The sequence below is a fragment of the Prevotella sp. 10(H) genome (genome assembly GCF_000711235.1).
Taxonomy (GTDB): Bacteria; Bacteroidota; Bacteroidia; order Bacteroidales; family Dysgonomonadaceae; genus Dysgonomonas.
Genome location: NZ_JOMI01000009.1, coordinates 621,927 through 648,197, shown reverse-complemented (window position 1 = coordinate 648,197; position 26,271 = coordinate 621,927). Strand labels below are relative to the sequence as shown.

19 protein-coding genes are annotated in these 26,271 nt (G+C 39.1%); 11 read left to right on the top strand and 8 right to left on the bottom strand.

Going from position 1 to position 26,271, the window contains the following annotated elements:
• Positions 1-22: 22 nt before the first annotated feature.
• Positions 23-1,081, bottom strand: coding sequence for an A/G-specific adenine glycosylase (gene mutY / locus K348_RS0118085; RefSeq protein ID WP_029906950.1), 1,059 nt, complete (start codon positions 1,079-1,081; stop codon positions 23-25).
• 156 nt (positions 1,082-1,237) lie between these two features.
• Between mutY and K348_RS0118080 the strand changes: the two genes are divergently transcribed.
• From K348_RS0118080 to K348_RS0118065, 4 genes are all read left to right on the top strand, one after another.
• A complete protein-coding gene (locus K348_RS0118080) occupies positions 1,238-1,513 on the top strand; it encodes an HU family DNA-binding protein (RefSeq protein ID WP_006801658.1) in 276 nt (91 codons plus the stop codon).
• A 313-nt stretch (positions 1,514-1,826) separates the two neighbouring features.
• Entirely contained in the window at positions 1,827-3,401 is a 1,575-nt protein-coding gene (locus K348_RS0118075; RefSeq protein ID WP_029906949.1) for an Rne/Rng family ribonuclease, read from the top strand.
• A gap of 287 nt (positions 3,402-3,688) precedes the next feature.
• On the top strand, positions 3,689-5,077 hold the full coding sequence (locus K348_RS0118070) for a Gfo/Idh/MocA family protein (protein ID WP_029906948.1): 1,389 nt from the start codon (positions 3,689-3,691) through the stop codon (positions 5,075-5,077).
• A 97-nt stretch (positions 5,078-5,174) separates the two neighbouring features.
• Positions 5,175-8,618, top strand: coding sequence for a glycoside hydrolase family 2 TIM barrel-domain containing protein (locus K348_RS0118065; protein ID WP_036930782.1), 3,444 nt, complete (start codon positions 5,175-5,177; stop codon positions 8,616-8,618).
• 72 nt (positions 8,619-8,690) lie between these two features.
• Here the strand turns inward: K348_RS0118065 and K348_RS0118060 are convergent, their stop codons facing one another.
• Complete coding sequence (locus K348_RS0118060; RefSeq protein ID WP_029906946.1) at positions 8,691-9,914, bottom strand: isocitrate dehydrogenase (NADP(+)); 1,224 nt, start codon at positions 9,912-9,914, stop codon at positions 8,691-8,693.
• Positions 9,915-9,935: 21 nt separating this feature from the next.
• Complete coding sequence (locus tag K348_RS0118055) at positions 9,936-10,820, bottom strand: alpha/beta hydrolase (protein WP_029906945.1); 885 nt, start codon at positions 10,818-10,820, stop codon at positions 9,936-9,938.
• Between the two features lie 116 nt (positions 10,821-10,936).
• On the opposite strand from K348_RS0118055, the gene trpS reads away from it, so the two are divergent.
• From trpS to K348_RS0118030, 5 genes are all read left to right on the top strand, one after another.
• Positions 10,937-11,926, top strand: coding sequence for a tryptophan--tRNA ligase (trpS, locus tag K348_RS0118050; RefSeq protein WP_029906944.1), 990 nt, complete (start codon positions 10,937-10,939; stop codon positions 11,924-11,926).
• 62 nt (positions 11,927-11,988) lie between these two features.
• Positions 11,989-13,383: a DUF3472 domain-containing protein gene (locus K348_RS0118045; protein ID WP_081852614.1), complete on the top strand. Its 1,395-nt coding sequence runs from the start codon at positions 11,989-11,991 to the stop codon at positions 13,381-13,383.
• A 144-nt stretch (positions 13,384-13,527) separates the two neighbouring features.
• Complete coding sequence (locus K348_RS0118040) at positions 13,528-14,877, top strand: DUF4026 domain-containing protein (protein WP_029906942.1); 1,350 nt, start codon at positions 13,528-13,530, stop codon at positions 14,875-14,877.
• A gap of 84 nt (positions 14,878-14,961) precedes the next feature.
• The gene (locus tag K348_RS0118035) at positions 14,962-15,900 is read left to right on the top strand and encodes a glycosyltransferase family 2 protein (RefSeq protein ID WP_029906941.1); all 939 of its coding nucleotides are present in this window, start codon (positions 14,962-14,964) and stop codon (positions 15,898-15,900) included.
• Positions 15,897-16,682 carry a polysaccharide deacetylase family protein gene (locus tag K348_RS0118030; protein WP_029906940.1) on the top strand — a complete coding sequence of 262 codons (786 nt, stop codon included), beginning with the start codon at positions 15,897-15,899 and terminating at the stop codon, positions 16,680-16,682. The genes K348_RS0118035 and K348_RS0118030 overlap by 4 nt, the downstream gene beginning before the upstream one ends.
• 2 nt (positions 16,683-16,684) lie before the next feature.
• Here K348_RS0118030 and K348_RS0118025 read toward each other — a convergent pair whose 3' ends face one another.
• The 5 genes from K348_RS0118025 to K348_RS0118005 all read right to left on the bottom strand — a co-directional run bounded on the left by K348_RS0118025 (position 16,685) and on the right by K348_RS0118005 (position 24,456).
• The gene (locus tag K348_RS0118025; protein WP_029906939.1) at positions 16,685-16,921 is read right to left on the bottom strand and encodes a hypothetical protein; all 237 of its coding nucleotides are present in this window, start codon (positions 16,919-16,921) and stop codon (positions 16,685-16,687) included.
• A 46-nt stretch (positions 16,922-16,967) separates the two neighbouring features.
• Positions 16,968-17,789, bottom strand: a complete 822-nt coding sequence (locus K348_RS0118020) for a DUF4249 domain-containing protein (RefSeq protein WP_029906938.1) — start codon at positions 17,787-17,789, stop codon at positions 16,968-16,970.
• A 5-nt stretch (positions 17,790-17,794) separates the two neighbouring features.
• Entirely contained in the window at positions 17,795-20,107 is a 2,313-nt protein-coding gene (locus K348_RS0118015; RefSeq protein WP_029906937.1) for a TonB-dependent receptor, read from the bottom strand.
• A gap of 254 nt (positions 20,108-20,361) precedes the next feature.
• Positions 20,362-23,271: a sugar-binding domain-containing protein gene (locus K348_RS0118010; RefSeq protein WP_231496821.1), complete on the bottom strand. Its 2,910-nt coding sequence runs from the start codon at positions 23,269-23,271 to the stop codon at positions 20,362-20,364.
• Between the two features lie 309 nt (positions 23,272-23,580).
• Positions 23,581-24,456, bottom strand: coding sequence for an AraC family transcriptional regulator (locus K348_RS0118005; RefSeq protein WP_029906935.1), 876 nt, complete (start codon positions 24,454-24,456; stop codon positions 23,581-23,583).
• A 250-nt stretch (positions 24,457-24,706) separates the two neighbouring features.
• Between K348_RS0118005 and K348_RS18930 the strand changes: the two genes are divergently transcribed.
• Complete coding sequence (locus K348_RS18930) at positions 24,707-25,162, top strand: MarR family winged helix-turn-helix transcriptional regulator (protein ID WP_051698034.1); 456 nt, start codon at positions 24,707-24,709, stop codon at positions 25,160-25,162.
• A gap of 3 nt (positions 25,163-25,165) precedes the next feature.
• On the top strand, positions 25,166-26,266 hold the full coding sequence (locus tag K348_RS0117995; RefSeq protein WP_029906933.1) for an efflux RND transporter periplasmic adaptor subunit: 1,101 nt from the start codon (positions 25,166-25,168) through the stop codon (positions 26,264-26,266).
• Positions 26,267-26,271 lie beyond the last annotated feature (5 nt).

Genomic DNA, 26,271 nt, shown 5'->3' with positions numbered 1-26,271 from the left:
TACAAACACCATAAAAAAATAGTTACATTTTTTCCAGATATTTATGTACAAGCCGCGATACAGGATAATTATCCGCCTCTTCTACTTTCACCTTTATATAATTATTGCTTAACTCGATATTATTTACAGTTACTTTATAAAACGATGCATATATTATCTGGTGGGAAAGTATATGCTTCATCTCAACAATATACTTAATATGTACTTTAGCTGAATTACCAAAAATGTTTTTAAATCTATTTTCCTTCTGCAATTCTTCAATAGTCAGTTGCTTCTCACTTTCTATTAAGGGTAATTCAAACAGATTTTGCCAGATATCTTTTCCTGTCCGCTTATGCAATAACATATTATCTCCTACACGGATATCCAGATAATTAAAATATCGGTTCCTAACTTTTTGCTTACCCTCTTTTACCGGATATAGCCTCACCTTATCATGCGCATAAGCGAGGCATAGAGATGCAGCCGGACAATTTTCACAATCGGGTGATACCGGAACACATTGCAGTGCACCGAATTCCATTATAGCCTGATTGTGCAATCCTGCATGTTTTTCATCAAGCAATTCCTGAGCCAGCCCGGCAAACACTTTCTTTCCTTTAGTACTGTCAATAGGATCATCTATAGCAAAAATGCGCGACAGGACGCGGTATACATTTCCATCGACAACTGCATAAGGCTCATTATAAGCGAATGAAACAATCGCAGCAGCTGTATATTCACCTACCCCCTTGAGGCTAAGCACATTTTTATACTCGTAGGGAAACACTCCACCATAATTATCCGTTACCATTTTTGCAGCAGCATGTAAATTACGTGCACGGCTGTAATACCCTAAGCCCTGCCATAGTTTCAATACTTCACTTTCGTCTGCTTTAGCCAACACGTCTACTGAGGAAAAACGCTGTATGAACCGCAAAAAATAATTATATCCCTGATCTACACGTGTTTGCTGCAATATAATTTCAGATATCCATATGATATAAGGGTCTGTAGTATCGCGCCACGGCAAGTCCCTTTTATTATCGTTATACCACTTTATTAATATGGAGCTTAATCTCAAATCTTTTTGTATACTCATTTACAATCATTTAGAATAACCGCCAAACAATCATTCCCGAAAGTTAATTTCTTCATTATTTCAAAAAATTGGCAATTATTTGTTTCAAAGGTAAATAAAAAGCTATATATTTGCAGTCCAAAAAATTAATTGTTTTGAATCTAAAAAAATAAGAAAATGACAAAAGCTGACATCGTTAACGAGATTGCGAAGAATACAGGCATAGATAAAGCTACTGTATTAAAAACAGTTGAATCATTCATGGATGTAGTTAAAGACTCCCTGAGCAAGAATGAAAATGTTTATTTAAGAGGTTTCGGTAGTTTTATCGTAAAAACAAGAGCTCAAAAAACAGCTCGTAATATTTCGAAAAATACAACTATCATTATACCAGCACATTCAATTCCGGCATTTAAACCTGCCAAAACTTTCGTAATCCAGGTAAGAAAGTAATTGACGCGCACCAAATTATTAATTACTAAATATAAATAACATGCCAAGCGGAAAGAAAAGAAAAAGACATAAAATGTCTACGCACAAGCGCAAAAAAAGACTAAGGAAGAACAGGCACAAAAAGAAAAAATAAGCCTTGCATCTTTCTTTAACGGAAATATACGGGAACAAACTTACAAATTGTTGAATTTTAAGTTTGTTCTTTGTGTATTATATGAACTCTGCCTCTCTTACAAAAAGAAGGAAATCTATTTTTCAGATTTAAATACAAAAGCGATTTAAATCTTATTTTTCAAAATCCAAAATTATAGTTATGAATAGCGAACTAGTAGTCGATGTTCAGCCCAATGAAGTTTCTATAGCAGTACTTGAGGACAAGAAGCTTGTCGAACTGCAGAAAGAAGGAAGAGATGCTTCATACGCGGTAGGGAACATCTATGCCGGCAAAGTGAAAAAGCTTATGCCCGGCCTCAACGCTGCTTTTGTAGACATAGGATACAAAAAGGACGCTTTTCTTCACTATTTAGATCTTGGTGCTCAATTTAAATCTGTTGATAAGTTCTACAAACAGGCGCTCGCAGACAAAAAGAAATTTCCGAACATCTCCAAGATGAAACTGGAGCATGATATCGACAAGGATGGCTCCATCAGCGATATCTTAAAACCGGGACAGGAAATACTGGTGCAGATAGCCAAAGAACCAATATCGACAAAAGGCCCCCGCCTTACTTCGGAACTGTCCCTGGCAGGACGTTTCCTCGTCGTTATACCTTTCAACGACAAAGTCTCCGTATCACAAAAAATAAAATCGAAAGAAGAACGTGCCCGCTTGCGGCAACTGATACAGAGTATTAAGCCAAAAAACTTCGGCGTGATAGTGAGAACTGTGGCCGAAGGTAAAAAAGTAGCTGATCTGGATGCAGAACTTAAAACACTGGTAAAGCGCTGGGATGACAATCTCCCTAAAATACAGAAAAGCAAACTGCCGACCCTCGTTTTTGAGGAAACAGGGCGTATAGTTGCACTGTTGAGGGATGTATTTAATTCCAGTTTTCAGGAAATTCATGTAAACGACCCTGACACATGCAACCAAATCCGGGATTACATTTCGTTTATTGCACCCGAGAAAAAGAATATTGTAAAGCAGTACGACGGAACACTGCCGATATTCGACAACTATGCCGTTACAAAACAAGTTAAGGCTCTATTTGGTAAAACCGTAACATTCCGTAACGGTGCATATTTGATTATAGAGCATACAGAAGCACTTCACGTTATAGATGTAAACAGCGGAAACAGATCGAAGAACCCTGAAGCCGGACAGGAAAACAATGCCTGGGAAGTGAATTCCGCGGCAGCCGAAGAAATAGCCAGACAACTCAGATTACGAGATATGGGGGGCATAATCGTAATCGACTTTATAGACATGACTGAAGGTGAGCACCGCAGTCAACTGATAACAAGGATGCAGGAATTAATGGCCAACGACCGCGCCAAGCACAACATTTTACCATTGAGTAAATTCGGTTTGATGCAGATTACCAGACAGCGCGTGCGTCCCGAGATGGAAATAACCACTACCGAAATTTGCCCTAACTGTTTCGGAAAGGGAGAAATAAGGCCATCTATCCTATTCACAGACACCTTGCGAATGAAAATTAGTTATCTTGTGAAAGATCTGAAAGTGAAAAAATTCACCTTGCACATACATCCGTATGTTGCAGCGTTTATCAATCGAGGCTTCATTTCCCTCAAATGGCAGTGGAAATGGAGATATGGAATGGGTGTAAAAATAATACCGAATCAAAATCTTGCATTTCTCGAATATCATTTTTATGATGAAAACAATGAAGAGATAGATATGAAACAGGAATTTGAAGTAAAATAAAATATACCTCCGAAAGAAATTTAAAACTGTTCTGATACATCAGGACAGTTTTTCTTTTATACCTTTGTATATGTTACTGCCCGATAATACGAGAACTAAGATGTTAATATTTAATAAATATCAAATAATAGCTCCGTTATAATCATTTTTTTGGAGCAAAGTGAGTACAAAAGGCCTCGAAAAAAGTATATAATTTATAGAGGTACATATCCTTGTATTACTTATATTATAAGAAAGAAGTAAAATGTGATTTATAATTTCTGATATTAAATAAATGTTCTAATTCTATGAAAAAAATCCTCACCCTGTTTATCATCAGCTTAGTGCTTATAAGTTGTGGAACACAACCGGCAAAAGAGCAATCGTCCGTGATTAAAACAACCGTTCCTGAACGTCCTGCAGGACAAACAGATGTACTCGAATTAAGAACCGATCCATTACCTGTTGTTCGCGTAGCTTTCATCGGTTTGGGAATGCGGGGGCCCGGTGCTGTAGAGCGTATGACTCATATCGAGGGAGTTGAAGTGGTTGCCTTATGCGATGTGGAACAAAAGAATACGGAAAAAGTAAACCAAATGCTGGAAAAACGCGGACTTCCTAAGGCTCAGGAGTTTTACGGTGATACCGCTGTTTGGCGCAAGGTGACCGCTTTACCGAATGTAGACCTGATCTATATTGCTACTGACTGGAAATCACATGCAATGATGGGAGTTCAAGCTATGAAAGACGGCAAGCATGTCGCCATTGAAGTGCCTTCAGCCATGAATATGGATGAAATATGGGCGCTTATCAATACTTCGGAACAAACCCGTAAACATTGCATGCAGCTCGAAAATTGTGTATACGATTTCTTCGAACTGACTACGTTGAATATGGTCCAGCAAGGTCTGCTTGGTGAAATAGTACACGGAGAGGGTGCATATATACACGGATTACAACCGTTCTGGGATCAGTACTGGAATAACTGGCGTATGGACTACAACAGGACACACAGAGGCGACCTGTATCCTACCCATGGACTTGGCCCTGTATGTCAGGCCATGAATATACACCGCGGCGACAAGATGAATTATCTTGTATCTGTGGATGCAAAACAGATATCCAGCATCAATTATATAAAAGAAAAGACAGGTGAAGATGTAAAAGATTTCAAGAACGGAGAACATACATCAACACTTATATCTACCGAAAAAGGAAAATCGATACTAATAGAGCACAATGTAAACTCACCTCGTCCATACAGCCGCATGTATCAACTTACAGGTACAAAAGGCTTTGCAAATAAATATCCTGTTCAGGGATATGCGCTCGATGGCGGGGAAATCGATCCTTCTGTTGCAGCTAACCATGAGAACCTGAATGCGCACAGCTATGTTCCGGACGATGTTAGAAAAGCTTTGATGGAAAAATACAAACATCCGATTGCACGCGACATAGAAGAGAAAGCAAAACAGGTGGGCGGACATGGAGGGATGGACTTCATTATGGATTACCGCCTCATTTACTGTCTGCAAAAAGGCTTACCTTTAGACATGGATGTTTACGACCTTGCCGAGTGGTGCTGCCTTATTCCGTTGACGCAATTATCTTTGGATAACAATTCCGCCCCTGTAGAAATCCCTGATTTTACCAGAGGTAGCTGGAATAAGCTTAACGGCTTGAAATTTGCTCAATAAAATCTGATAAAGTTAATAATACTCCTATAATTTGGCAGGGTAATTCTCTTATCAAAAGAGAATTTATCCTGCTAATCAAACCTTAATCTTTTTTCTCATGCATATTAAGAAAAAGTTTTTATCACTTTCCATATTTTTTTTGTGTATCTCAACGGCATCTCATGCACAGGATAATCTTCCCTACTGGCAGGATGTCAGCGTGGTATCTGTGAATAAAGAATATCCGCGAACTACATTTATGAGTTTTGATAATGCAAGGGATGCAGACAAAGCAATTAGGAATACACATACCGATTATTCACAAAGCCAATACTTCTATTCACTAAACGGCACATGGAAATTCTACTTTACTGATGAGTACAAAAAATTGCCTGATAATATCACTGACCCGAATATTAGCACTGATACATGGAACGATATCAAAGTACCGGGCAACTGGGAACTTCAAGGATATGGCGAAGCTTTTTATGTGAACCAGCCTTATGAATTTGCCACACACAATCCTACTCCACCACTCCTACCTGAAGCTAACCCTGTAGGAGTTTATCGCCGAGATATAGAAATTCCGGCAGATTGGATGAGCAGGGATATCTTTCTGCATCTGGCAGGAGCAAAATCCGGAGTATATGTATACATAAACGGTAAGGAAGTGGGTTATAGTGAAGATTCAAAAGACCCTGCGGAATTTCTCATCAATCCATATATAAAGCAGGGAAAGAACACTTTGACTCTGAAAATTTTCCGCTGGAGCACAGGCTCGTGGCTCGAATGCCAGGACTTCACTCGTATGAGTGGTATTGAACGTGATGTATTTATCTGGTCGCAACCTAAGACAGCGATTAAAGATTTCAGAATAGTATCGAATCTCGATGAATCTTATAAGAATGGTATTTTCAAATTAGGTATCGACCTGAAAAACACAAATGCTTCCGATAAAAATATCACTGTACGGTACGAACTCACTGAAACAGAAGGAAAAGCAATATCATCTTCTTCAAAAAACATTACCATAAAAGGGAATAATACAACTACCGTAAACTTCGATAATACGATAAATAATGTTGCAACATGGACATCGGAGCACCCGAATCTCTACAAACTGATGATGATTGTAGAAGAAAACGGCAAAGTAATTGAAACCGTACCATTCAAGGTAGGATTCAGAAAAATAGAAATTAAAAACAGCGACATCATTGTAAATAAAAAGCCGCTTCGACTTTTCTATGTTAACGGACAACCGATTAAACTGAAAGGCACTAACATACATGAAACCGTACAGGAAGGACACTATCTTACTCCGGAGCAGATGCGGCGTAATTTTGAATTGATGAAACTCAACAATATCAATTCTGTTCGTTTGAGTCATTATCCGCAAGACCGTAAATTCTATGAGATGTGTGATGAATACGGGCTGTATGTTTACGATGAAGCTAATATCGAATCGCATGGCATGTATTACACCATTTATCAGGATGATATGCGCAAAGGCGCCGTAGGGCATCAGGATAACGGAAAAAGGGGAACTTTGGGACACAACCCCGATTATCTTAAAAGTCATTTATCCCGCATCAGGAATATGTTTGAACGGAATAAAAATTATGCATCGGTGACAATCTTATCATTAGGCAATGAGGCCGGAAACGGATTTAATTTCTATAATGCTTATACTCTGTTGAAAGAAATGGATAAAGACCTCATGGCTCGTCCGGTCTGCTACGAAAGAGCATTGGAAGAATGGAATACAGATATGATTGTACCGCAATATCCGTCTGCTAAATCTTTTGAATACTACGGTATTAACGGACGACGCAATGATAATACCGATAACCGGCCGTATGTTCCGTCCGAATATTCGCATGCAATGGGTAATTCGAGTGGGAACCTTTACGACCAGTGGGTGGAAGTATATAAATACCCGAACTTACAAGGCGGTTATATATGGGAATGGATAGACCATGCTGTGACTTTCAAAGATAAAAACGGAAAAGAATTCTGGGCATATGGTGGAGATTTCGGAAAAGACCAGCCTTCGGACGGCAATTTTGTTGCTGATGGCATCGTAAATCCCGACCAGAATCCACATCCTGCAATGGCAGAAGTAAAGTATGTGCATCAGAATGTAGCTTTTGAACCTGTCGACCTTAACAGAGGGCAGATAAAAGTTAAAAACAGGTTTTACTTCTCAGACCTTTCGGAATATACACTGAAGTATAAAATATACGAGGGGGCAAAACTTATAAAAGAATCTGTGCTTCCAATTAATCTTGCGCCTCAGGATTCAAGTATTATATCTATTCCCGTATCACAATTAAAAGCAAAACTGGGAGCAGAATATTTTGTCAATTTCGAAGTATTATCTAAAAAAGAGATACCTCTCGTTCCGGCAGGCCATATCATAGCGCATGAGCAGTTTATATTACCGATAAAAGCCGGTAAACAACCCACTAAACATTCTGGGCCAAAACTGAATATAGTAGATAATGGTAATAACATTGTCGTTACTTCTTCCAAAATTAATTTTGTCTTCGATAAAGAAAAAGGGCTCGTATCATCCTATAAAGTAGACGGTACAGAATATTTCAATGAAGGTTTCGGAATACAGCCTAATTTCTGGAGAGGGCCTACGGATAATGATTACGGGAACGGCGCTCCTAAACGCTTACAGATATGGAAAGAATCGAGCAAAAACTTCAAAATATCCGAAGCTAAAGCTATAAAGGAAAACGATACAGTTTTATTATCCGTAACTTATCAGTTGGCTGCCGGAAATGATTATATCGTAAATTATAAGATATATCCGTCGGGTATTGTGAATGCTGCAATCAAGTTTACATCTACTGATATACAGGAAGATAAAGCCGAATTAACCGCCGAAGCCAAGGAAGCGACCGAGTCTGAAAGCGGTAAACGGGATAGGCAAAGACGCGAAAGTTCGAAACTTGAAGTTCCACGTATAGGCGTTCGGTTCCGTCTCCCAGCAACGATGAGTCAGGTGCAATATCTAGGGCGCGGACCGGAAGAAAACTATCTCGACCGGTGCAAAGGGACGTTAATCGGATTGTATAAAACAACTGCCGAAGATATGTATTATCCTTACGTTCGTCCGCAGGAAAACGGTCATCATGGCGATACCCGATGGGTAGCATTGAATATGAATAATGGCAAAGGACTTCTTATTGAAGCTGATAATACAATCGGATTTAATGCTCTGAGAAATTCCGTAGAAGATTTTGACTGTCAGGAATCGGATGCAGATTATCAGTGGCGCAATATGTCGCCTCACGAAATAGCGAATAAGAATCCGGAAGAAGCAAAAAATGTACTGCGTAAACAAACACATGAATATGACATCGTTCCCCGTGACTTTGTCGAGGTTTGTGTAGATATGAAACAGTACGGAGTAGCGGGATATAACAGTTGGGGAGCAAGACCGGAAGCGCAATATACAATTATGGCAAATCAGGAATATAACTGGGGATTTACGTTGATACCCGTAAACACTCCGAATGAAATACAGAAAAAGACAGGATATAAATATTAGTTGATAAAACAGGTGAATAAAAAACACTTGCAGAATTATCTGCAAGTGTTTTTTACTTTATAGGCACCAGCCTTATGCTAGTTTAGTTTTCAATTGTTGATTAATTGCTTCCAGAAAATCTTCTGTATTCAGATAATCGGAACGCTGCATCTTATCTCCGTGCACAAGCAATGCCAAATCTTTTGTCATTTTCCCTTGTTCTACTACTTCGATGCATGTTTCTTCCAGTTTAGTTGCAAAATCTATTAGCAGTTGATTTTCGTCGAGTTTACCACGATGAGCCAAACCTCTCGTCCATGCAAAAATGGATGCAATCGGGTTTGTAGATGTTTCTTTACCCTGTTGATGTAAACGATAATGACGTGTTACCGTTCCGTGTGCAGCTTCAGCTTCCATTATCTGTCCGTCGGGAGTCAGGAGTACAGATGTCATAAGTCCGAGCGAACCGAAGCCCTGTGCAACCGTATCCGATTGTACGTCCCCATCGTAATTTTTACAAGCCCAGACAAACCCACCGTTCCATTTCAGTGCAGATGCTACCATGTCATCAATTAATCGATGCTCATAGGTAATACCTGCCTTTTCAAATCCGGCTTTATATTCTATATCATAAACTTCCTGAAAAATATCTTTAAATCGGCCGTCGTATGCTTTCAGTATTGTATTTTTTGTAGAAAGATACAGCGGATATTTTTTCTGCAAAGCAATTCTGAAACATGAACGGGCAAAACCATATATCGACTCGTCCGTATTGTACATCCCCATTGCCACACCATCACCACTATAATTATAGACAGTATACGATTGCGGTTCTCCATCCTCGGGAGTAAAAGTCAGTGTCAATGTGCCCTTACCTTTTGTTACAAAATCTGTCGCTTTATACTGGTCGGCATTGGCATGACGCCCAATTATAATCGGTTTTGTCCATGTATTGACCAGTCGCGGTATATTACTGATTATTATGGGTTCGCGAAAAACCGTTCCGCCTATAATATTACGGATAGTTCCGTTAGGCGATTTCCACATCTTTTTAAGTCCGAATTCCTCTACACGAGCTTCGTCGGGAGTAATAGTGGCGCATTTAACTGCCACTTTATAGAGTTTTGTAGCTTCTGCACTGTCGATTGTTATCTGGTCGTCCGTTGCGTCCCTGTTTTGGACACTCAGGTCAAAATATTTCAGGTCGATATCCAAATAGGGCAATATCAGTTTCTCTTTAATATACTGCCATATGATGCGGGTCATTTCATCCCCATCTATTTCTACAACAGGATTGGCTACTTTTATTTTTTGCATATGTAAATCTAAATCAAAATTTTATTTGAGTTTCTTTTGTATATCTTTCAGCCACATTTCCAGTAATGTAAGCATCTGGTTGTGATATTTAAAGTCTTTGTTCATCCCCCAGCCATGGCCTCCCTCAGGGAAGATGTACATAGTTGCAGGAACATTATTTCTTTTCAACGCCTCATAATACTGTGTACTGTTGACTGGAAGAACACCTGTATCGTCATCACTTAAAAACAATATTGTAGGCGGAGTGTTCGCATTTACCTGTTTTTCATTCGAATAAAGATGTATATCGGATAATGTCGGATTATCACCTAACAAATTATTCTTAGACCCTACATGCGTTGCAGCTTCCATTGTTATTACCGGATAAAACAGTATAGCAAAATCAGGGCGGGTATTCGTGCCGGAAGTCGCATAATGTGTAGAAGCCGTAGAAGCAAGATGACCACCTGCCGAGAATCCTAATATTCCGACTTTATTTACACTCACACCCAACGTATTTGCATGCTCACGTACATATCTTATGGCCTGTTGAGCATCATCGAGAGGCACTTCTTTATGTTTGTTTGGCATACGATATTTGAGTAGCACGGCTGTTATTCCTTGTTTTACGAGCCATTGCGCAACGTCCATTCCTTCGTGGCGGAAAGCCAGCCCACTGTATCCTCCTCCCGGACAGATGACAACGGCCATGCCTGTATTATTCGTTTTACTAGCCTCGTAAATAAGGATCTGGGCTTCCGAAACATTATTAATTCCGAAAGAATCGCCTATCATACCCTCCGGTTCGGTTATTTCATTGCTTGTCGGCGGATTGCCATCCCATAATCTGACTGTTTGTTGTGCGTTCATTGTAGTTGCCAATAGTAAAAAAGAAATACAAAAAAACAGTATTTTAATCGATTTCATAAGTATGTGTTTTTAATTTGACTTTTTATTGAGTCCAAAGATAATGAATTGTTTCCTATGCCAAACAAGTAATAAAATATAGTTATCTTTGTAGCTTGAAAAACAATAATGAAAATATGGAAACAGTCTTAAGCGGTATCCGCTCAACAGGGAATCTGCACCTCGGTAATTATTTCGGTGCTTTGAGGAATTTTACAAGAATGCAATATGAAAATAAATGCTTCTTTTTTATTGCCGATTATCATTCCCTGACTACACATCCCGACCCTAAAATGCTACATGGAAATGTAAAGGGAGTACTTACAGAATATCTGGCTGCGGGTATCGACCCCGAGATTTCAACTATATATATCCAGAGTGATGTTCCCGAAGTATGCGAACTATACCTGTTGCTGAATATGCATGCTTATCTGGGAGAATTATCCAAAACTGTGTCTTTTAAAGAAAAAGCAAGGAAACATAAGGATAATGTGAATGCGGGTTTGCTTACTTATCCTACCCTTATGGCTGCCGATATATTGATACACAATGCCGATAAGGTGCCTGTTGGTAAAGACCAGGAACAGCATCTCGAAATGACCCGTAAATTTGCCCGCCGCTTCAATAACCTTTATGAAGTGGAATACTTTAAAGAGCCGGTTGCATACAATTTCGGACAAGAACTGATAAAAATACCGGGCTTGGACGGCAGCGGTAAAATGGGAAAATCGGAAGGAAACTGTATCTACCTCGATGAAGAACCTAAAAGTATAGAAAAGAAAGTGAAGCGTGCCTTGACAGATGAAGGACCTAAGGCTCCAAACTCTGAAAAGCCGGAATATATAGAGAATTTGTTTACAATATTGAAAGTCGTATCTACAGAAGACGTAGTGCAGCATTTCGAAGACAAATGGAATACATGCGAAATTCGCTATGGAGACCTGAAAAAGCAACTGGCAGAAGACATAATTAAAGTCACTACTCCGATACGTGAGCGAATCATTGACATAAAAAGCAATGATGCCTATCTGCACAAAGTTGCTACCGAAGGGGCTGAGAAAGCCCGTGAAAGCGCAAGTAAGACTTTGAGAGAAGTCCGCGAAATAATGGGAATAAGGAAGTTCTGATATACAGAACTTCCTCATCCTGCAAACTTTACATCAGACCTTTATCTTAAAATATAGATATCATGAAGCACATTTTATTATCTGTAGCTTTGCTACTCTTGTCTGGCTTCCATTCGTGTAGCGAAACAAACAAACCGTCTGAAGACGAAATACTCAATACTTTTACCGTGCCTGCCAACAAAGGCTATGCAGAACCGTTCTCTACTAACGAGGCCGGAGTTTCTGTTCCCGTAGGCTGGCCTGAAACCGTCGATGTTGTATCACAATGGACTGATAAAGAAAAAAGCGTAGTCTGGTATCTTTACCAGAAAGAAGGAGTTTACGATTTTTACCTTGATAATGAAGTAGCGAAAGGTAAGAAGATTGCATTCGACTTAAATATTTCGGAATGTTATGATCTGGGATTCAATGCAATTAACAAGAAAGTAGAGCTGAGAGGTACAGGAGAATACAATCTTCAATTTTGTACCGGAATAACAATCCCCAAAACCGGATATTACAGATATGAATTAAAGCCTATATCCGATCCTGCGAATGCTATAACGATTCGTTCCTTAATCTTCAATTCCTTTAAACCGGAAGGACAGGTAAATCACACTGATTATCAATCCTCACCGTCTGTCCATATTAATTTCAGTTCTACTTCGCCTACAACAAAGAAGTATGACTGGCTATATGAAGAAATAATCGTACCGGAAGGTGGTGACCCTTTAGCCACATTCTATATGGCAATCGGTTTCTACAGGGGATATTTCGGGATTCAGACCAATTCGGATACGGAAAGGCGCGTATTATTTTCCATATGGGATAGTAAAGATGCAGAAAACGATAAGTCGATTAACGCATCTGATTATGTGACTCTTGTTGACAAGGACGAAGCCACCACAGTAAATTCCTTTGGCGGGGAAGGTACAGGTGGCCAATCATATGTAAAAACGGCAGACTGGAAAACCGGCAAACCCGTTAAATTCCTGTTAAATGTACTTCCGCAGAAAAACAATTCTGTCGTACTTTCCGCATGGTATAGCGTAGATAACGGCCCGTGGAATTACGTGGCATCGTGGAGAGCACCCCACGAAAAAAGATATTTTGACGGTTTTCATTCATTCCTTGAGAACTACGGTTATACAAACGGACAACTCCGTAGGGAGGCCTATTATTATAATGCATGGGGGCATGAAGCTGAATCAGAAAAATGGATAAACTTTAATAAAGTCCGGTTTTCCAATACAGATGGCAAAGAAGGCCAGCGTGTAGACTATGAACAGGGTGTATCGCCAAAATATCCTGATAGATTCTATATGTCTTCGGGTGGATATACTCCTACCATAAAAACTGCAGATGAGATGCCTTTATCAGTAACTCCACCGCAGATCGATATAAAAAAGTTCACAGAAAGAGTGAATGTGGCTTTAGAAAACGAATCTAAATATAAAGGTTTGTTACAAAAGAAATAAGAATCATGACTCACATAAAAAAACGGTATATATTTAAGATTCATCTTCTTACATATACCGTTTTTTTTGACTAAGTTTGTATAAATTAAAAGCTAAGTAAATTATAAGCAAACCTTTATAAACTCCTCAGATCGTTTTCAAGATATGACTAATAACGAAAAATATGACTTGCTTGCCGAAGGTGAAACCGGATTGGCATCTACAATGGGTATCTATCCACGCAATAAGAATTTCAAATTTGATGCTGCACAAATAGAGAAGAATTTATCTATCAATAAAGACTTCAAACTTATATCTTTTAATAAGGCAGAAGTCGATATTGAATTCTCCATAATGAGCTTTACTGCCGAAATTGAATATCAGGAAACGGTATTCAATGTAGACTTGTATGTATGCCAAACAAAGAATATTAATCTTAGCGATTACGGTTTCGCCAATTCCATCGATCAGGAATCGTTGCAGGTAGCTATGGAGCAAGAGCATTATCTCGAAACATCTACGTATTTTGAGTTGGAACCACTGTCATCATTCCATTTGCAGCTAAAAGTCATGAACGCCATCGTTCCCGATGCCAGCCTTGCTATCGACTTTATGTCGTACAGGTTATTATCGGCTAAATGGCTTAGCATGACCGCAAAATCTGCAATTCCCCCTTCCCCTGACTATCTTTACACTTTGCATTGTGTATATGATGAGGGAGAGGACGGAAAGCGCAGATACTGGTTCCATACGCACGGACTTCACCGCTGCGCTTCGGTAGAGCTAGAAATGCTAAACTTCAGTCAGGGAGCGGAGCAAATGAATACATTAATCAATATGACCGTAAAAAAATTCCTTTCACATCCGGCAAAGGAAAAAGAACGGTTTACGATAGGTTACGACGGAATGGGTATAAACCTGTGTTGGCTCAGATGGGAAGAAGCATTGAAAGATTTACCACAGAATATACTCGGAGGATTTGCCGATAGAGATGAAGTAGATAATGTACATGCCGAACCGTCAGGCATACTATTTGCTGTAGAAGACGGTGATATGATTTCTCCCGAAATATATGCAAGTACATTGGCCGAAAACCCTATATATTATATAACAAATGAGGAAACTGCACGCATGAGCGCTTTGGCTAAAGAACGTTTCCCTTTGTTTGAGAAAATATTTGTGAAAGAACACAGAGCGCCGGAAAAGAAATCATTCCTAAAAAGCTTTTTCGCAAAGAAAGAAGATGAACAGCCGCCCGGTTGGTCTTTCCTTGTAAAACTGGGATTGACAGTGGACGATCCTAAATCAGGCAGCGAAAAGGAACATCTGTGGTATGATGTGCTGGCTATTGAAAATGGAAATATAGAAGGTAAATTATTAAATCAACCTTATTGGATTTCAGGCTTGAATGAAGGCGATATCAAATCTTATCCTTTCGATCTGCTTACCGACTGGGTTATCTATTCTCCGGACAATACTTATACAAGTGATTCGATTTATCAACTTGACAACTAAGCGTAAATATTTTATAAAAGTATCAGGACTTTTCATTTAGTTAAAATATGAAGTATATCTTTGTAAAATATTTAAGATTAAGAAATGGCATCAAGTAAAAAGGTTTCGATTGTCATCTGCTGCTATAATGAAGAGTCCAATATCCCTACGGTAGTGAACGCAATTCACACCTATATGGATACGACAGGATACCAGTATGAGATAATTGCAGTCAACGACGGCAGTAACGATTCCAGTCAGGCTCTTTTGGAAAAGATGAGCAGCGAAGACCCGCAACTCTTCTATATAGAATTCTCACGTAATTTCGGACATCAGAATGCATTAAAAGCAGGTCTCGATAATGCAACAGGAGACTGTATCATATCTATGGATGCCGATATGCAGCATCCACCGCGTATACTGCCCGATTTTATAAAGAAATGGGAAGAAGGCTACGATATTGTTTATACCCGTCGTGAAGACGACCCTTCTCTATCTAAAAAGAAACGAACCACATCGGGCCTGTTTTACAAGCTTCTGAATTTTGTATCTGATATTCATCTTGAGCAAGGAGTTGCTGATTTCCGTTTAATGGATAGGCGTGCCGCAAATGTGCTTATAAACATTGAGGGAAGCGACCTTTTTATAAGAGGTATTGTACATTGGATAGGATTTAAGCAATATGCAATGGATTATATGCCTGATAAGCGATTATCGGGACAAACAAAATATACCTTTAAGAAAATGCGCCATCTGGCTGTACAGGGAATCCTATCCTTTAGTACAAAGCCACTTAATATGGCGCTTTATCTCGGATTCGGCATAGCTTTATTATCCTTATTGCTTGTGCCATATGCTATCATAAGTTTATGGACAGGGCATGTAATGGCAGGGTGGGTATCGCTGATCTGTACAGTCGGCTTCTTAGGCGGACTACAGCTCTTTATACTGGGTATCATCGGATTGTATATAGGCCGCATTTTTGCAAAGACAAAAGGATTCCCGCCATACATTATCCGCAGTTCAAATATAGATAAGGAATGAGTTCAAAAATATTATTAAGCTTCGATATAGAAGAATTCGAAATGCCCCGCGAATACGGTGACCCTATCCCATTCGATTTACAAATGGAAGTATCGATAAAAGGAACAACTCGTATTCTCGATTTATTGGCCCAACATGATATAAAGGCCACATTTTATACAACAGCTAATTTTGCTACTCACGCCAAACATATCGTAAAGCGTATAGTAGACGAGGGTCATGAACTGGCATCTCACGGATATGTACACGATCATTTCGAGCCGCCTCACCTGAAAATGTCGAAAGATGTTTTGGAAGAAATCGGACAGGTTACGGTTCACGGTTACCGCATGGCAAGAATGGCGCCTGTACCGGAAGAAGAGGTATGTAAAGCCGGATACATTTATAACTCATCAATTAATCCTACATATCTTCCGGGCAGATATAATAAGTTGAGCGAACCGCGTACCTATTTCAAACGGGAAGGAGTTTGGCAATTACCGGCATCAGTTACGCCAATTTTTCGTTTTCCTCTTTTCTGGATATCATTCCACAATCTTCCTTTAGGTATTTATACAAAACTAGCTAACCGGGCACTGAAAAAAGACGGATATCTGAATATCTATTTTCATCCATGGGAGTTCATGGATATAGGTCCGAAGAAGAAATATAATTTTCCTTTTTATGTGACTAAAAATACGGATGATAAAATGGTAGAAAGATTCGGCAAACTTATCGAATGGGGAAAGAGGAAAGGATATGAGTTTTCCCGCACATGGGACTTTGTAAAAGAATTCAGATAATTTTATTTATCATCATCCTTTACTTCTTCATAACTTACATATTCCCCTTCATTTTTCGAAAACTTTTTCGGAGTAGCATTTGATGAGTATTCTTGCTGCGCTCTGTTATTTGAACGTCTTTTCTTTTGTGCTCCTCTATCTCCGGAACCAAAGAAACGTATAACCCGTCCAAATAAAACACCTATCACAAGAAAACCGAAAAGGCCTAACAATAGTAAGAAACCTAGAAACTTAAACATATATTTAAAGTACTTCTGACGTTAATTAAGGAAACAAATATACAGATTATTCGTCAGATTCTCTATAGATAATATCAGGACTTACTGTGAAATAAGCATAACTGGAATTGTAAGCCTTGAAACAGCCTAGAACATCGCCTGTAAAATTAGTTATCGGATTTGTTGCCCCGTCTGCTGCTACAGAGAATAAGGACTTATAGAATGTATGCATACCCTTATCTATAGCCTGTAACTCTATCATTATTTCGTCTCCTGTTTTTAAATCCTCATCGTCATTATCATCCTTATTAAAGAATAATATCCGGTGCACTCTCAATCCGTTCCTATGCTCATCACTGTCCAGATAAATTGTCCTCATCGGCTTTTGATTAACAGACAGGATTGTATAATAATAGTTTTCTTCGTCAGCAGGGTCATAAAAGACATAAGAAGGAGAATACCACGATTCGTTACCGGCCTTTATTTCATAAATATAAGTTTCATAAATCGGCACCATTTTGGGAATGGTCGCCATCGCTTTATACGATTTACCGTCTACAGTTACTTTAATATGGTAGCTTTTATCTACTTCCCCTACCATCGTAGACACATATATACCGGACATGCTGCGCGATTCCCGCAAGACTTCGGAATTACCATGTTGATCTGTCAGCACAATTTCAGCACCGGTAACGGTTTTGAAGGGTTCATTATCCCTGAAACCCTGTGTCATTGTCAGATATACCCTGCACGGCTCCTGCTCCGAAATAGAGGCATCTATTACCAATCTGGGTTCTGCTATCCGTAAGTCTATATCAACAATCTTTTCGCAGGATGATAACGAAAAGAGTATCAAAAACAAAAAAAGTAGTTTATATAAATTTTTCATTTTTTCTAAAATTTAAAGTTCCACGATATGGACGGTATTACACTGAAAAGGTAGATCATATATGACTCGGACAAATCCCTGTTATCTTCATTCTGCCTGAATCCGAACATATACGGGTTTTTTCTACCATAAGCATTATAAACACTGAAAGCAAGTTCAGAGGTATATTTCTTCGTTTTCTTCAATGTGCATATAGCTCCCAGATCGAGACGATGGAACGACGGTGCACGATAGGAGTTACGATCTTCATAATAGTATATTGCATGTCCGTCTACTACATACTTTCCGGAAGGGAATGTCATCGGGTTTCCAGTAGCCAATACCCATGTTGCAGAGAGTGTCCATTTCTTATTCAGATCATATATACCTACTACCGAAAGGTCATGGGTACGATCCTGATTAGCAGCATACCATTTGCCATTATTAATGCCCGTTATTTTCTTCTCAGTGCGTGCGAGCGAATATCCGATCCAGCCATTAAACCGGCCAAATTTTTTCTTCAGGAATAATTCCAGTCCGTAAGCACGTCCTTTTCCAAAAAGCAGCTCGGTCTCGATTATTTCTTTTGCCCGCACATCGGCTCCGTCTTTATAATCTATCTGATTATGTAAATCCTTATAATAAATTTCGGCGCTGAATTCAAACATATTGTCCGAGAAATTACGGAAATAGCCCAACGATACCTGATTGGCAATCTCCGGTTTTATATAATTGGTATTACCTATCCATCTGTCCATCGGAGTAGACATATTGGAAGTAGATAACAAATGCAGATGCTGGCTTGTTCGTGTAAATGCTGCCTTTACAGAAGATACGTCATTCAGCTGGAAAGCAGCCGACACGCGCGGCTCAATATTCCAGTAAGTCTTAAAAAACTGTCCCTTTCGGGTATGGATTGTATCTGTAATAGCATGGTCTGCAAAATTATAGTATTCTTCTCCCCCTAAAACAGTAAATGCAGAAAGACGCAGGCCGTAGCTTAGTTCTAATCTGTCATGCAGTTTCATACTATTAGAGGCGAAGACAGTATTCTCCCATGATTCCCGATGATCATACGGAGCAATCTGTAATTGCGATTCATCTTTACTGGTAAGGTCTCCCGGTACAACCCTGTGAAATATAGATGTAAAACCTGCCTTAATGGAATTCTTGTCGTTGGGGTAGAAATTAAACTCCTGATGCAGATTCAAATCCTGAATACGGGATGCGACCTTTAATCCTGTAGTGAGGTCAACATCTACGTTGTATTTATAATCTGTGTATGAAAATGTAGTTGTCGAAGATGCTTTCGGGCTGAATATATGATTCCATTTAAGTCCGGCAATCGTATTTCCCCAATCTATTGTGGCAACCTTGCTCAGTCCCAACTTATCTTTCCCATAATATGCAGTCAGCGTCAGCTTGTCTTTGTCGGATAAAACATAACTGAGTTTTGCATTCAGGTCATAGAAATATAATTTTGAATCTTTTGCCTGCGAAACTCCGATCAGACGTGCCAGAGCATCAGCATACGTTCTTCGGGCAGAAACGATAAATGAAGATTTCTCTTTCTGTATAGGTCCTTCGAATGTCATATTAGATGAAATAAGCCCTATACCTCCATTTCCGTGAAACTTTTTTAAATCTCCATCTCTCATGCTTACATCCAATGTTGATGATAAACGTCCGCCGTATTGAGCAGGCATAGAACCTTTATAGATAGTCATATTATCAACTGCACTGGAATTGAATGTAGAAAAGAATCCGAACAAATGTGAAGGATTATATACTGTTGCATTATCGAGCATTATCAGATTCTGATCGTTGCTGCCTCCGCGGACATAAAAGCCTGTATTGCCTTCTCCTGCACTCATTATCCCGGGAAGCAACTGTAGTGTTTTCAGTATATCCCTTTCACCCAGCAGAACGGGTATTTTATTTACAAGGTCTATTTGAAGTCGGTCGACACCCGACTCGACGTTCTTTACATTTTCATTTGTCCTTTGGGCAGATATTTCAACTTCCCCGAGAGAAACTACTTCGGTCTCAAGTGCCACATTTAAGGTCTTGTTCTCATTTAGTTTAAGTTTAATTTCCTTGGTATTATACCCCATTAACTTAAATATAAGAGTGTACTCTCCCGGCGAAAGACTTATCGTATAATTCCCCGATTCATCACCGAAAGAACCCTGCTGAGGTAATTCTTTTACACCTATCGATACGCCGACAAGGATTTCTCCATTCTCGGCATTAGTGATTTTGCCATTTACCGTGTATTTATTTTGGGCGACCGCAGCTATGTTGAAGAGCAAGAAAAGCGTAACAAAAAGAAGCTTCATATATCATTTTTTAGGGCTAACTGTAAGCCATTCTCCAATAGAACGAAAAATATGTTGTTTTATTCAGTTTTTCATGAATTCAGAATTTAGACAAAGATAGAATTTATTCGTTAAAATAATGATAAAAAGAACTGTATGAGATGTAATATTTACTAACACTTCTTATTTTTTATATTTTTTAGCTATTAAAAACGAAAGCGCCTGCATAATATGCAAACGCTTTCATATATCATTGTTCAACTTTTTTAGTTAAATCAATTCCTTACGTTATAGCCTTCCGCCACAATTGAATAGGTATTATATCGATTCTGAGGTAAAATTAATTCTATATTTCTTTTCTCTCCCGGCAACAGATTTATATAGCCATCAGAAAAATACGCAGGTAAGATTATTGCTTTTGTCGACTTATCAACTGCATTCAGTTTTAAGGCGGCAACTAATACTTTTGATGGATTAGTTACTTCTACAGATATTCTTATTCCTTCAGGAACTTTCATTTTACGTACCCCGGAAGTAACTATTATTCCATCCTTTATATTTACATCCACAACAGGTAAAGTATTCATTTCCTTATATGAATCGGCATTTCCATCTGTCATCCAGTAGTCATTAATTGATAAGACCTTCCCTTTATAATCCTTCAATTCCAAACGTGCCAGATATAACTTAGGAAGATTATTGACTTTTTCCGGAATGAAACATTTTGTAACAGCATTCGCTTTAGAATCCAGCTTCAGATCCTTCTTATACAGCACTTTACCCTGGAGGTCTATATATTTCATACTTGCTGTCAGCGATTTATAATCCCTTAATGTTGTATTAATAATCATTATATCATTATCCGGCAGGTTCATTTGTATATGCAGCGGCTCGCAGGCCTTCTTCGCACCGAAATAAGAGCCCGGAGTTTCATAATCGTAAGTATATGTCTGCCATATCATGCTTGGCCAAGCCGGATGACTCATCCAAAGTACAAGTCCGGTAGTGTTGTTCCACATCTTGCTGTTCCAAGCTTCCAGCATATTACGCCATGCATCATAGGTAATAAACTGAGACTTACGCACAAAATCTTCCATACTGTCAGGAGTGCCATAACGATTTACTGCATTCATAAAATCTCCGAAATTCTGTGTCGTGTGGTGCAGGTCGTGATATGCCCACACATCATTTATCGGCCACTGGTCTTCCGGTGCTATAAATTTGCGGATAGTATTTGCAGTAGGAATAGCATAACTGCCCATTTCGGTATTGAAGCCTTTAGCATTCTGAGTATAGTATAGCGAAGGGTCTTTGAAATAACCCCATGGCCCGCTGGTTCCCATATTCAGAAAGCGCGACTGACCATGATAATGGCGTGTAGGATCTTCTTTTGCCATCATAGCAGTAAGCATTTCGCTCATGCCTTTAGGTGCAAAACCTTCATTGCGAGGACACCATATAGCAATAGACGGATGATTGCGGAAACGTCGAACTACATCTGTCGCATTTTTTACAAATAGATTGAAATCGCTTGGTTCGACAGTATCATCGGTCGTAATCCAGAAATCGTTCCATACCAGCATGCCGTTTTCATCACACAATGCATAGAAATCTTCTTCCGTCGATTCTCCTGTCCAGTTGCGGATAATATTGAAATTAGCATCTCTGTGCAATTTAATATATGGCTCCAGTCTTTCTCTCGATACGCGCTTCATACCGTCATCCATTCCCCAGTTACCCCCACGGCAAAATATCCTGACACCGTTTACCCGTATAGCTAAGAATGGACCGATAGGGTCATCATTCGATAATGTTTCAAGGCCTGAAACATCTGCAGCGTCAGCTATAGTTGCCAACTGGTTGTCTTTAGTGAAAAATGCACGTTTTTCGTAATTGAATACAGGCTTGCCTTTATTTACAGTTGAGTTAGGTGTATAAAGAACTCTCTTATTCTGATTATTTTCACTAACCATCAGTTCATAAGACATTTCCCGTATACCGAAACGGATATTTTTTACATCGGAAGTGGTTTCATTCACCTGAGCATCGAGACTCAAATTATATAATTCCGGGTTGCCATAACCATTCGGCCACCATAGACGTGGATTTTTTATATTCAATTCTGTATAGTTTTCCGGAGTGAATGTCAGGATTTTCTCCTCATTCGCTGCCAGAGTATAAGGCAAGGATATGCTTATATTCTCGATTTTAGCAACAAGCTTTCCGCTTACTGATTTCGAACTTACATTCTTTACACTTGTCTGAATAGTAATCTTCGCCTGCGTAGTATCCGGAAGTAAAACATCGGTAGTCACCAACGGGTCACCGATAAGGACATCTCCACTTGCTTTAATTCTAACATCCTGCCAGATACCTGTATTACGGTCGCGGATACCCGGTATCCAGTCCCAACCTATTGAAGATATAAATGTAGGGCCGTCCGTGCTGAGCACTCCTCCATTGAGCCCCTGTCCGGCAATCATCGATTGTTCGTGAGGAATACCCGGATTATTAGGTGGGAAAATATGAATCGCCAGTATATTTTCTGAATTCTTATTAATAATATGTGTTATATCGAATTCGCCACGGATAAAAGCCCCTTTAATGCTTCCCAGCCGTTTACTGTTAAGATATACTTCGGCACGATAGTTAATACCATTCAGTAACAGGCGGAGTTGTCTTTCTCCAATATGCTGATGAACATTGAATTTACATCTGTACCACCAGTCGGTACGGCTCAATGAATCGGGGATATTCATATTATTCAGTCCGAAATACGGATCCGGATATACTCCCTGATTTACAAGAGTAGTCAGTACTGTTCCCGGTACAGTGGCGTTAAACCACTTGTTAGTATTCAACTGAGGATCAAATATAGATGTACCGGATTCTACAACGGTGGCACCGTCCGTCATTTCCCAACCTTGTGTAATAATCCACTCTCCCTGTTGAGTAGGAATAAGCTCGGTTTTCAGTCTTTGTTTTGCTATTCTTTCTGCTTTTTGAAACGGTGCTTTGCCTTTCGGTAACTCCGATTGTGGCTGGGGCTGCCGTATACCAGTCCACAATTGATCGAGTTGCTGGCCGTGTACACTGTTTGTTGATACTATCAATAAAAATATCAGTACAATCCTGATGTACAATTTTAGATTCTGCTTGTTAATCATGTGTATGAATGTTTTCATGTGTCTATATGCAACAAAGATAATACTTTTTAACTATGCAGCAGATGACATAAGTTAATTAACTTTTCAATTCATATCCACTTATTACATACAATTAAATAAAAAAGTTCCGATGCAATTATAATCATTACACCGGAACAAACTATCATCAAAGTTAAGTAATTTCTTTATCTGCGTCTTTTGGGAATTAAGACAGATTAAATCAACTATTATTAGGTACAAATGTCGTAGTTATTATAATAAAAAGCAATCACAATAAATAATGATATTGGCATCATTTTATCACCATTAATGGTGATAATTCATATTCTACCTTTCTCTGAACTTTAATGGAGTAATGCCCGCATACTGCTTGAAATACCTCACAAAAAAAGACGGATTGGGGAAGTTCAATTCTTCCGATATCTGCAATACGGTCATTTCCGAAGATTTTAATAATATTTTAGCCTCTAAGATCACAGCTTCTGTTATCCACAGATTAACCGAACGGCCGGTTATTTTCTTCAATGTTCTCGATAGATACTGTGTAGAGATACAGAGCTTATCTGAATAAAATGATGCATTCCTTTCTTTACGGTGATGCTCCATTAATTGTTTTTGAAAGGCATCGACAATATCTTCACCCCTGCTGTTGGCTTTCAAATCGATATTGGCTTCAGATTCAGCATATAAGGATGCGATTAAAGCTATCAGGGCATGGAGCAGATGCTTGACAATTTCTTCCTTATGTATCCTGTCGTTACGACCCGATATCTTCATGATGAACGAATGATATTCGATCAATTCCTTCATATCTTTTTCTGATATCGGTATGCAGGGATTATTCTTCATTTTATTAAATACGTCGAAATCACGGGGCATTGGCAGCATATTCATGAAATCGACAGAGAAAAATATACATTCGGAGAAATGATCTTCCGTCCTCTCCAAAGCTTCGAAAATCTGATTTGGCAATACTGTAAATATAGAATTAGGAGATATTAGGTATTCTTTCAAATCGATCTTTAGTTTGGTTTCTCCACGCAGGCATATACCAAAAAGCATTCCCTTTGCCAAAAAAGGATAGTCGAAAGAAAGAGAAGCCGGTGGAGGCGTCAATGAATTGGTAAGACTATAATTCCTTACCGCAAAAGATTCGGAATCCTGTGCGTCATCAAAAGATATTACCGACAATTTCTTCTCCATAGACTATCGAACATGAATATATAATTTCCACAAGTTAGTGAAAAAATACACATCAAGGTATCATTCCGGACATTTTTGGAATTATTTAGGTATCGATTTTATCAGATGATAGCCTGAACTTTGCAACAAAAGTAATAGCCCGATTTTCCCTGACTTGAAAAACAGACGAATGCAATATACAGATTATAAAACCATTACATATACCGGATAAATAAGTAGACTTATTATAAACCCAGATATACTAAGTGTTATGAATAAAGAAGAAGAATTACAAGACCCCTTACTCAATCTGGACATTTTGTTGTGGAGAACGATTAAGGTCCTGACCAAACACAGAAGACATATACTGGAAAGGTTTGGGATTACCTGTTCGCAATTTGAGATATTATGCGCTCTACATTACTTCTCAAGTATTAGGGCAGAAATCATACAGATCGACCTGGCAGAAAAAACAGATATCGACCCCATGACCACCTCCACTATACTGCGAACCCTGCAAAAAAAGAAATACATAACAAGAAACCGTAGCGCAGTGAATACCCGTACAGTAATTGTAGAAATTACTCAGGACGGAATAGATCTGGTGGAAAAAGCTTCGGTTCAGATAAAAAACTCTAATAAGGAAATCTATCAGGATATTAACAAGAAACTTGTCTCATCTCAATTACTGAAATTATTGAATAGAATAAATAAACTAAATTATTAAGGTATGAAACTCAAAAAGATTGTTTGGGGAGCTATGGCTCTCACGTTGTTTATATCATGCGGTAATAAACAGGAAGCGGCTCAGGCAGAAGTGGCGCCCTATCCGACTGTGGTACTTGAAGAGCAAAACACCGAATTGCTTTCGATATATCCGGTTTCGATAAAAGGGCAGGAAGATATCGAAATACGTCCGAGAATAGATGGCTTTATCGATGCAATATATATAGATGAAGGCTCTGTGGTAAAAAAAGGGCAGGCACTGTTCAAAATTAATTCACCTCAGGCAGAGCAAGCCTTAACTACTGCCGAAGCATCGGTTAAGAGTGCACAGGCTCGCGTGAATACTGCAAAAACGAATGTAAGTAGAATAAAACCTCTTGCCGAAAGGGGAATTGTGGGTAACGTCCAATTAGAAACTGCTGAAGATTCCTATGAATCTGCTATTGCCGATCTGGAGCAGGCACAGGCAATGCTTAAAAATGCAAAGGCAACAATAAGCTGGACAAACGTGACTGCCCCCGTAGACGGATTTGTAGGGGCAATACCATTCAGACAAGGTAGTCTTGTAAATTCATCCAATATACTAACTACTGTAGCCAACACAGGAAACGTATTCGCATACTTCTCTTTAAACGAAAAAGAGCTGCGTGCCTTTATGAATGACCTTGAAGGAAGCACCCAAGCCGAAAAAATAAAAAATATACCTGAAGTGACCCTTACTCTTGCAGACGGAACAGTCTATCCGGAGAAAGGAAAAATCGGAACGATAACTGGAGTTTTAAATATTACTACAGGCTCGGCAACATTCAGGGGGGAATTTCCTAATCAGCACGGAGAACTTAAAAGCGGAACCAGTGGTACAATCTCTATTCCGCGCAAACTGGAAAAGGTATTTGTAATCCCCCAAAAAGCAACATTCCCTCAACAGGATAAGATATTGGTATATGCAGTACAAGGAGACTCGGTTATGCAAAGAGTTATAACTGCCGTTTCAACACCTGATGGGAAAAGTTATGCTGTAACCGACGGATTGAAAGCCGGAGACAGAATCGTAATGGATGGCATAGCTACCCTGAGTAACGGAAAGAAAATACAAGTCCAGTAATTTCA

Bases quoted from the DNA above. Each gene is read 5' to 3' on its own strand.
- mutY (WP_029906950.1), bottom strand. From the start codon at position 1,081: ATGAGTATACAAAAAGATTTGAGATTAAGCTCCATATTAATAAAGTGG.
- K348_RS0118080 (WP_006801658.1), top strand. From the start codon at position 1,238: ATGACAAAAGCTGACATCGTTAACGAGATTGCGAAGAATACAGGCATA.
- K348_RS0118075 (WP_029906949.1), top strand. From the start codon at position 1,827: ATGAATAGCGAACTAGTAGTCGATGTTCAGCCCAATGAAGTTTCTATA.
- K348_RS0118070 (WP_029906948.1), top strand. From the start codon at position 3,689: ATGAAAAAAATCCTCACCCTGTTTATCATCAGCTTAGTGCTTATAAGT.
- K348_RS0118065 (WP_036930782.1), top strand. From the start codon at position 5,175: ATGCATATTAAGAAAAAGTTTTTATCACTTTCCATATTTTTTTTGTGT.
- K348_RS0118060 (WP_029906946.1), bottom strand. From the start codon at position 9,914: ATGCAAAAAATAAAAGTAGCCAATCCTGTTGTAGAAATAGATGGGGAT.
- K348_RS0118055 (WP_029906945.1), bottom strand. From the start codon at position 10,820: ATGAAATCGATTAAAATACTGTTTTTTTGTATTTCTTTTTTACTATTG.
- trpS (WP_029906944.1), top strand. From the start codon at position 10,937: ATGGAAACAGTCTTAAGCGGTATCCGCTCAACAGGGAATCTGCACCTC.
- K348_RS0118045 (WP_081852614.1), top strand. From the start codon at position 11,989: ATGAAGCACATTTTATTATCTGTAGCTTTGCTACTCTTGTCTGGCTTC.
- K348_RS0118040 (WP_029906942.1), top strand. From the start codon at position 13,528: ATGACTAATAACGAAAAATATGACTTGCTTGCCGAAGGTGAAACCGGA.
- K348_RS0118035 (WP_029906941.1), top strand. From the start codon at position 14,962: ATGGCATCAAGTAAAAAGGTTTCGATTGTCATCTGCTGCTATAATGAA.
- K348_RS0118030 (WP_029906940.1), top strand. From the start codon at position 15,897: ATGAGTTCAAAAATATTATTAAGCTTCGATATAGAAGAATTCGAAATG.
- K348_RS0118025 (WP_029906939.1), bottom strand. From the start codon at position 16,921: ATGTTTAAGTTTCTAGGTTTCTTACTATTGTTAGGCCTTTTCGGTTTT.
- K348_RS0118020 (WP_029906938.1), bottom strand. From the start codon at position 17,789: ATGAAAAATTTATATAAACTACTTTTTTTGTTTTTGATACTCTTTTCG.
- K348_RS0118015 (WP_029906937.1), bottom strand. From the start codon at position 20,107: ATGAAGCTTCTTTTTGTTACGCTTTTCTTGCTCTTCAACATAGCTGCG.
- K348_RS0118010 (WP_231496821.1), bottom strand. From the start codon at position 23,271: ATGAAAACATTCATACACATGATTAACAAGCAGAATCTAAAATTGTAC.
- K348_RS0118005 (WP_029906935.1), bottom strand. From the start codon at position 24,456: ATGGAGAAGAAATTGTCGGTAATATCTTTTGATGACGCACAGGATTCC.
- K348_RS18930 (WP_051698034.1), top strand. From the start codon at position 24,707: ATGAATAAAGAAGAAGAATTACAAGACCCCTTACTCAATCTGGACATT.
- K348_RS0117995 (WP_029906933.1), top strand. From the start codon at position 25,166: ATGAAACTCAAAAAGATTGTTTGGGGAGCTATGGCTCTCACGTTGTTT.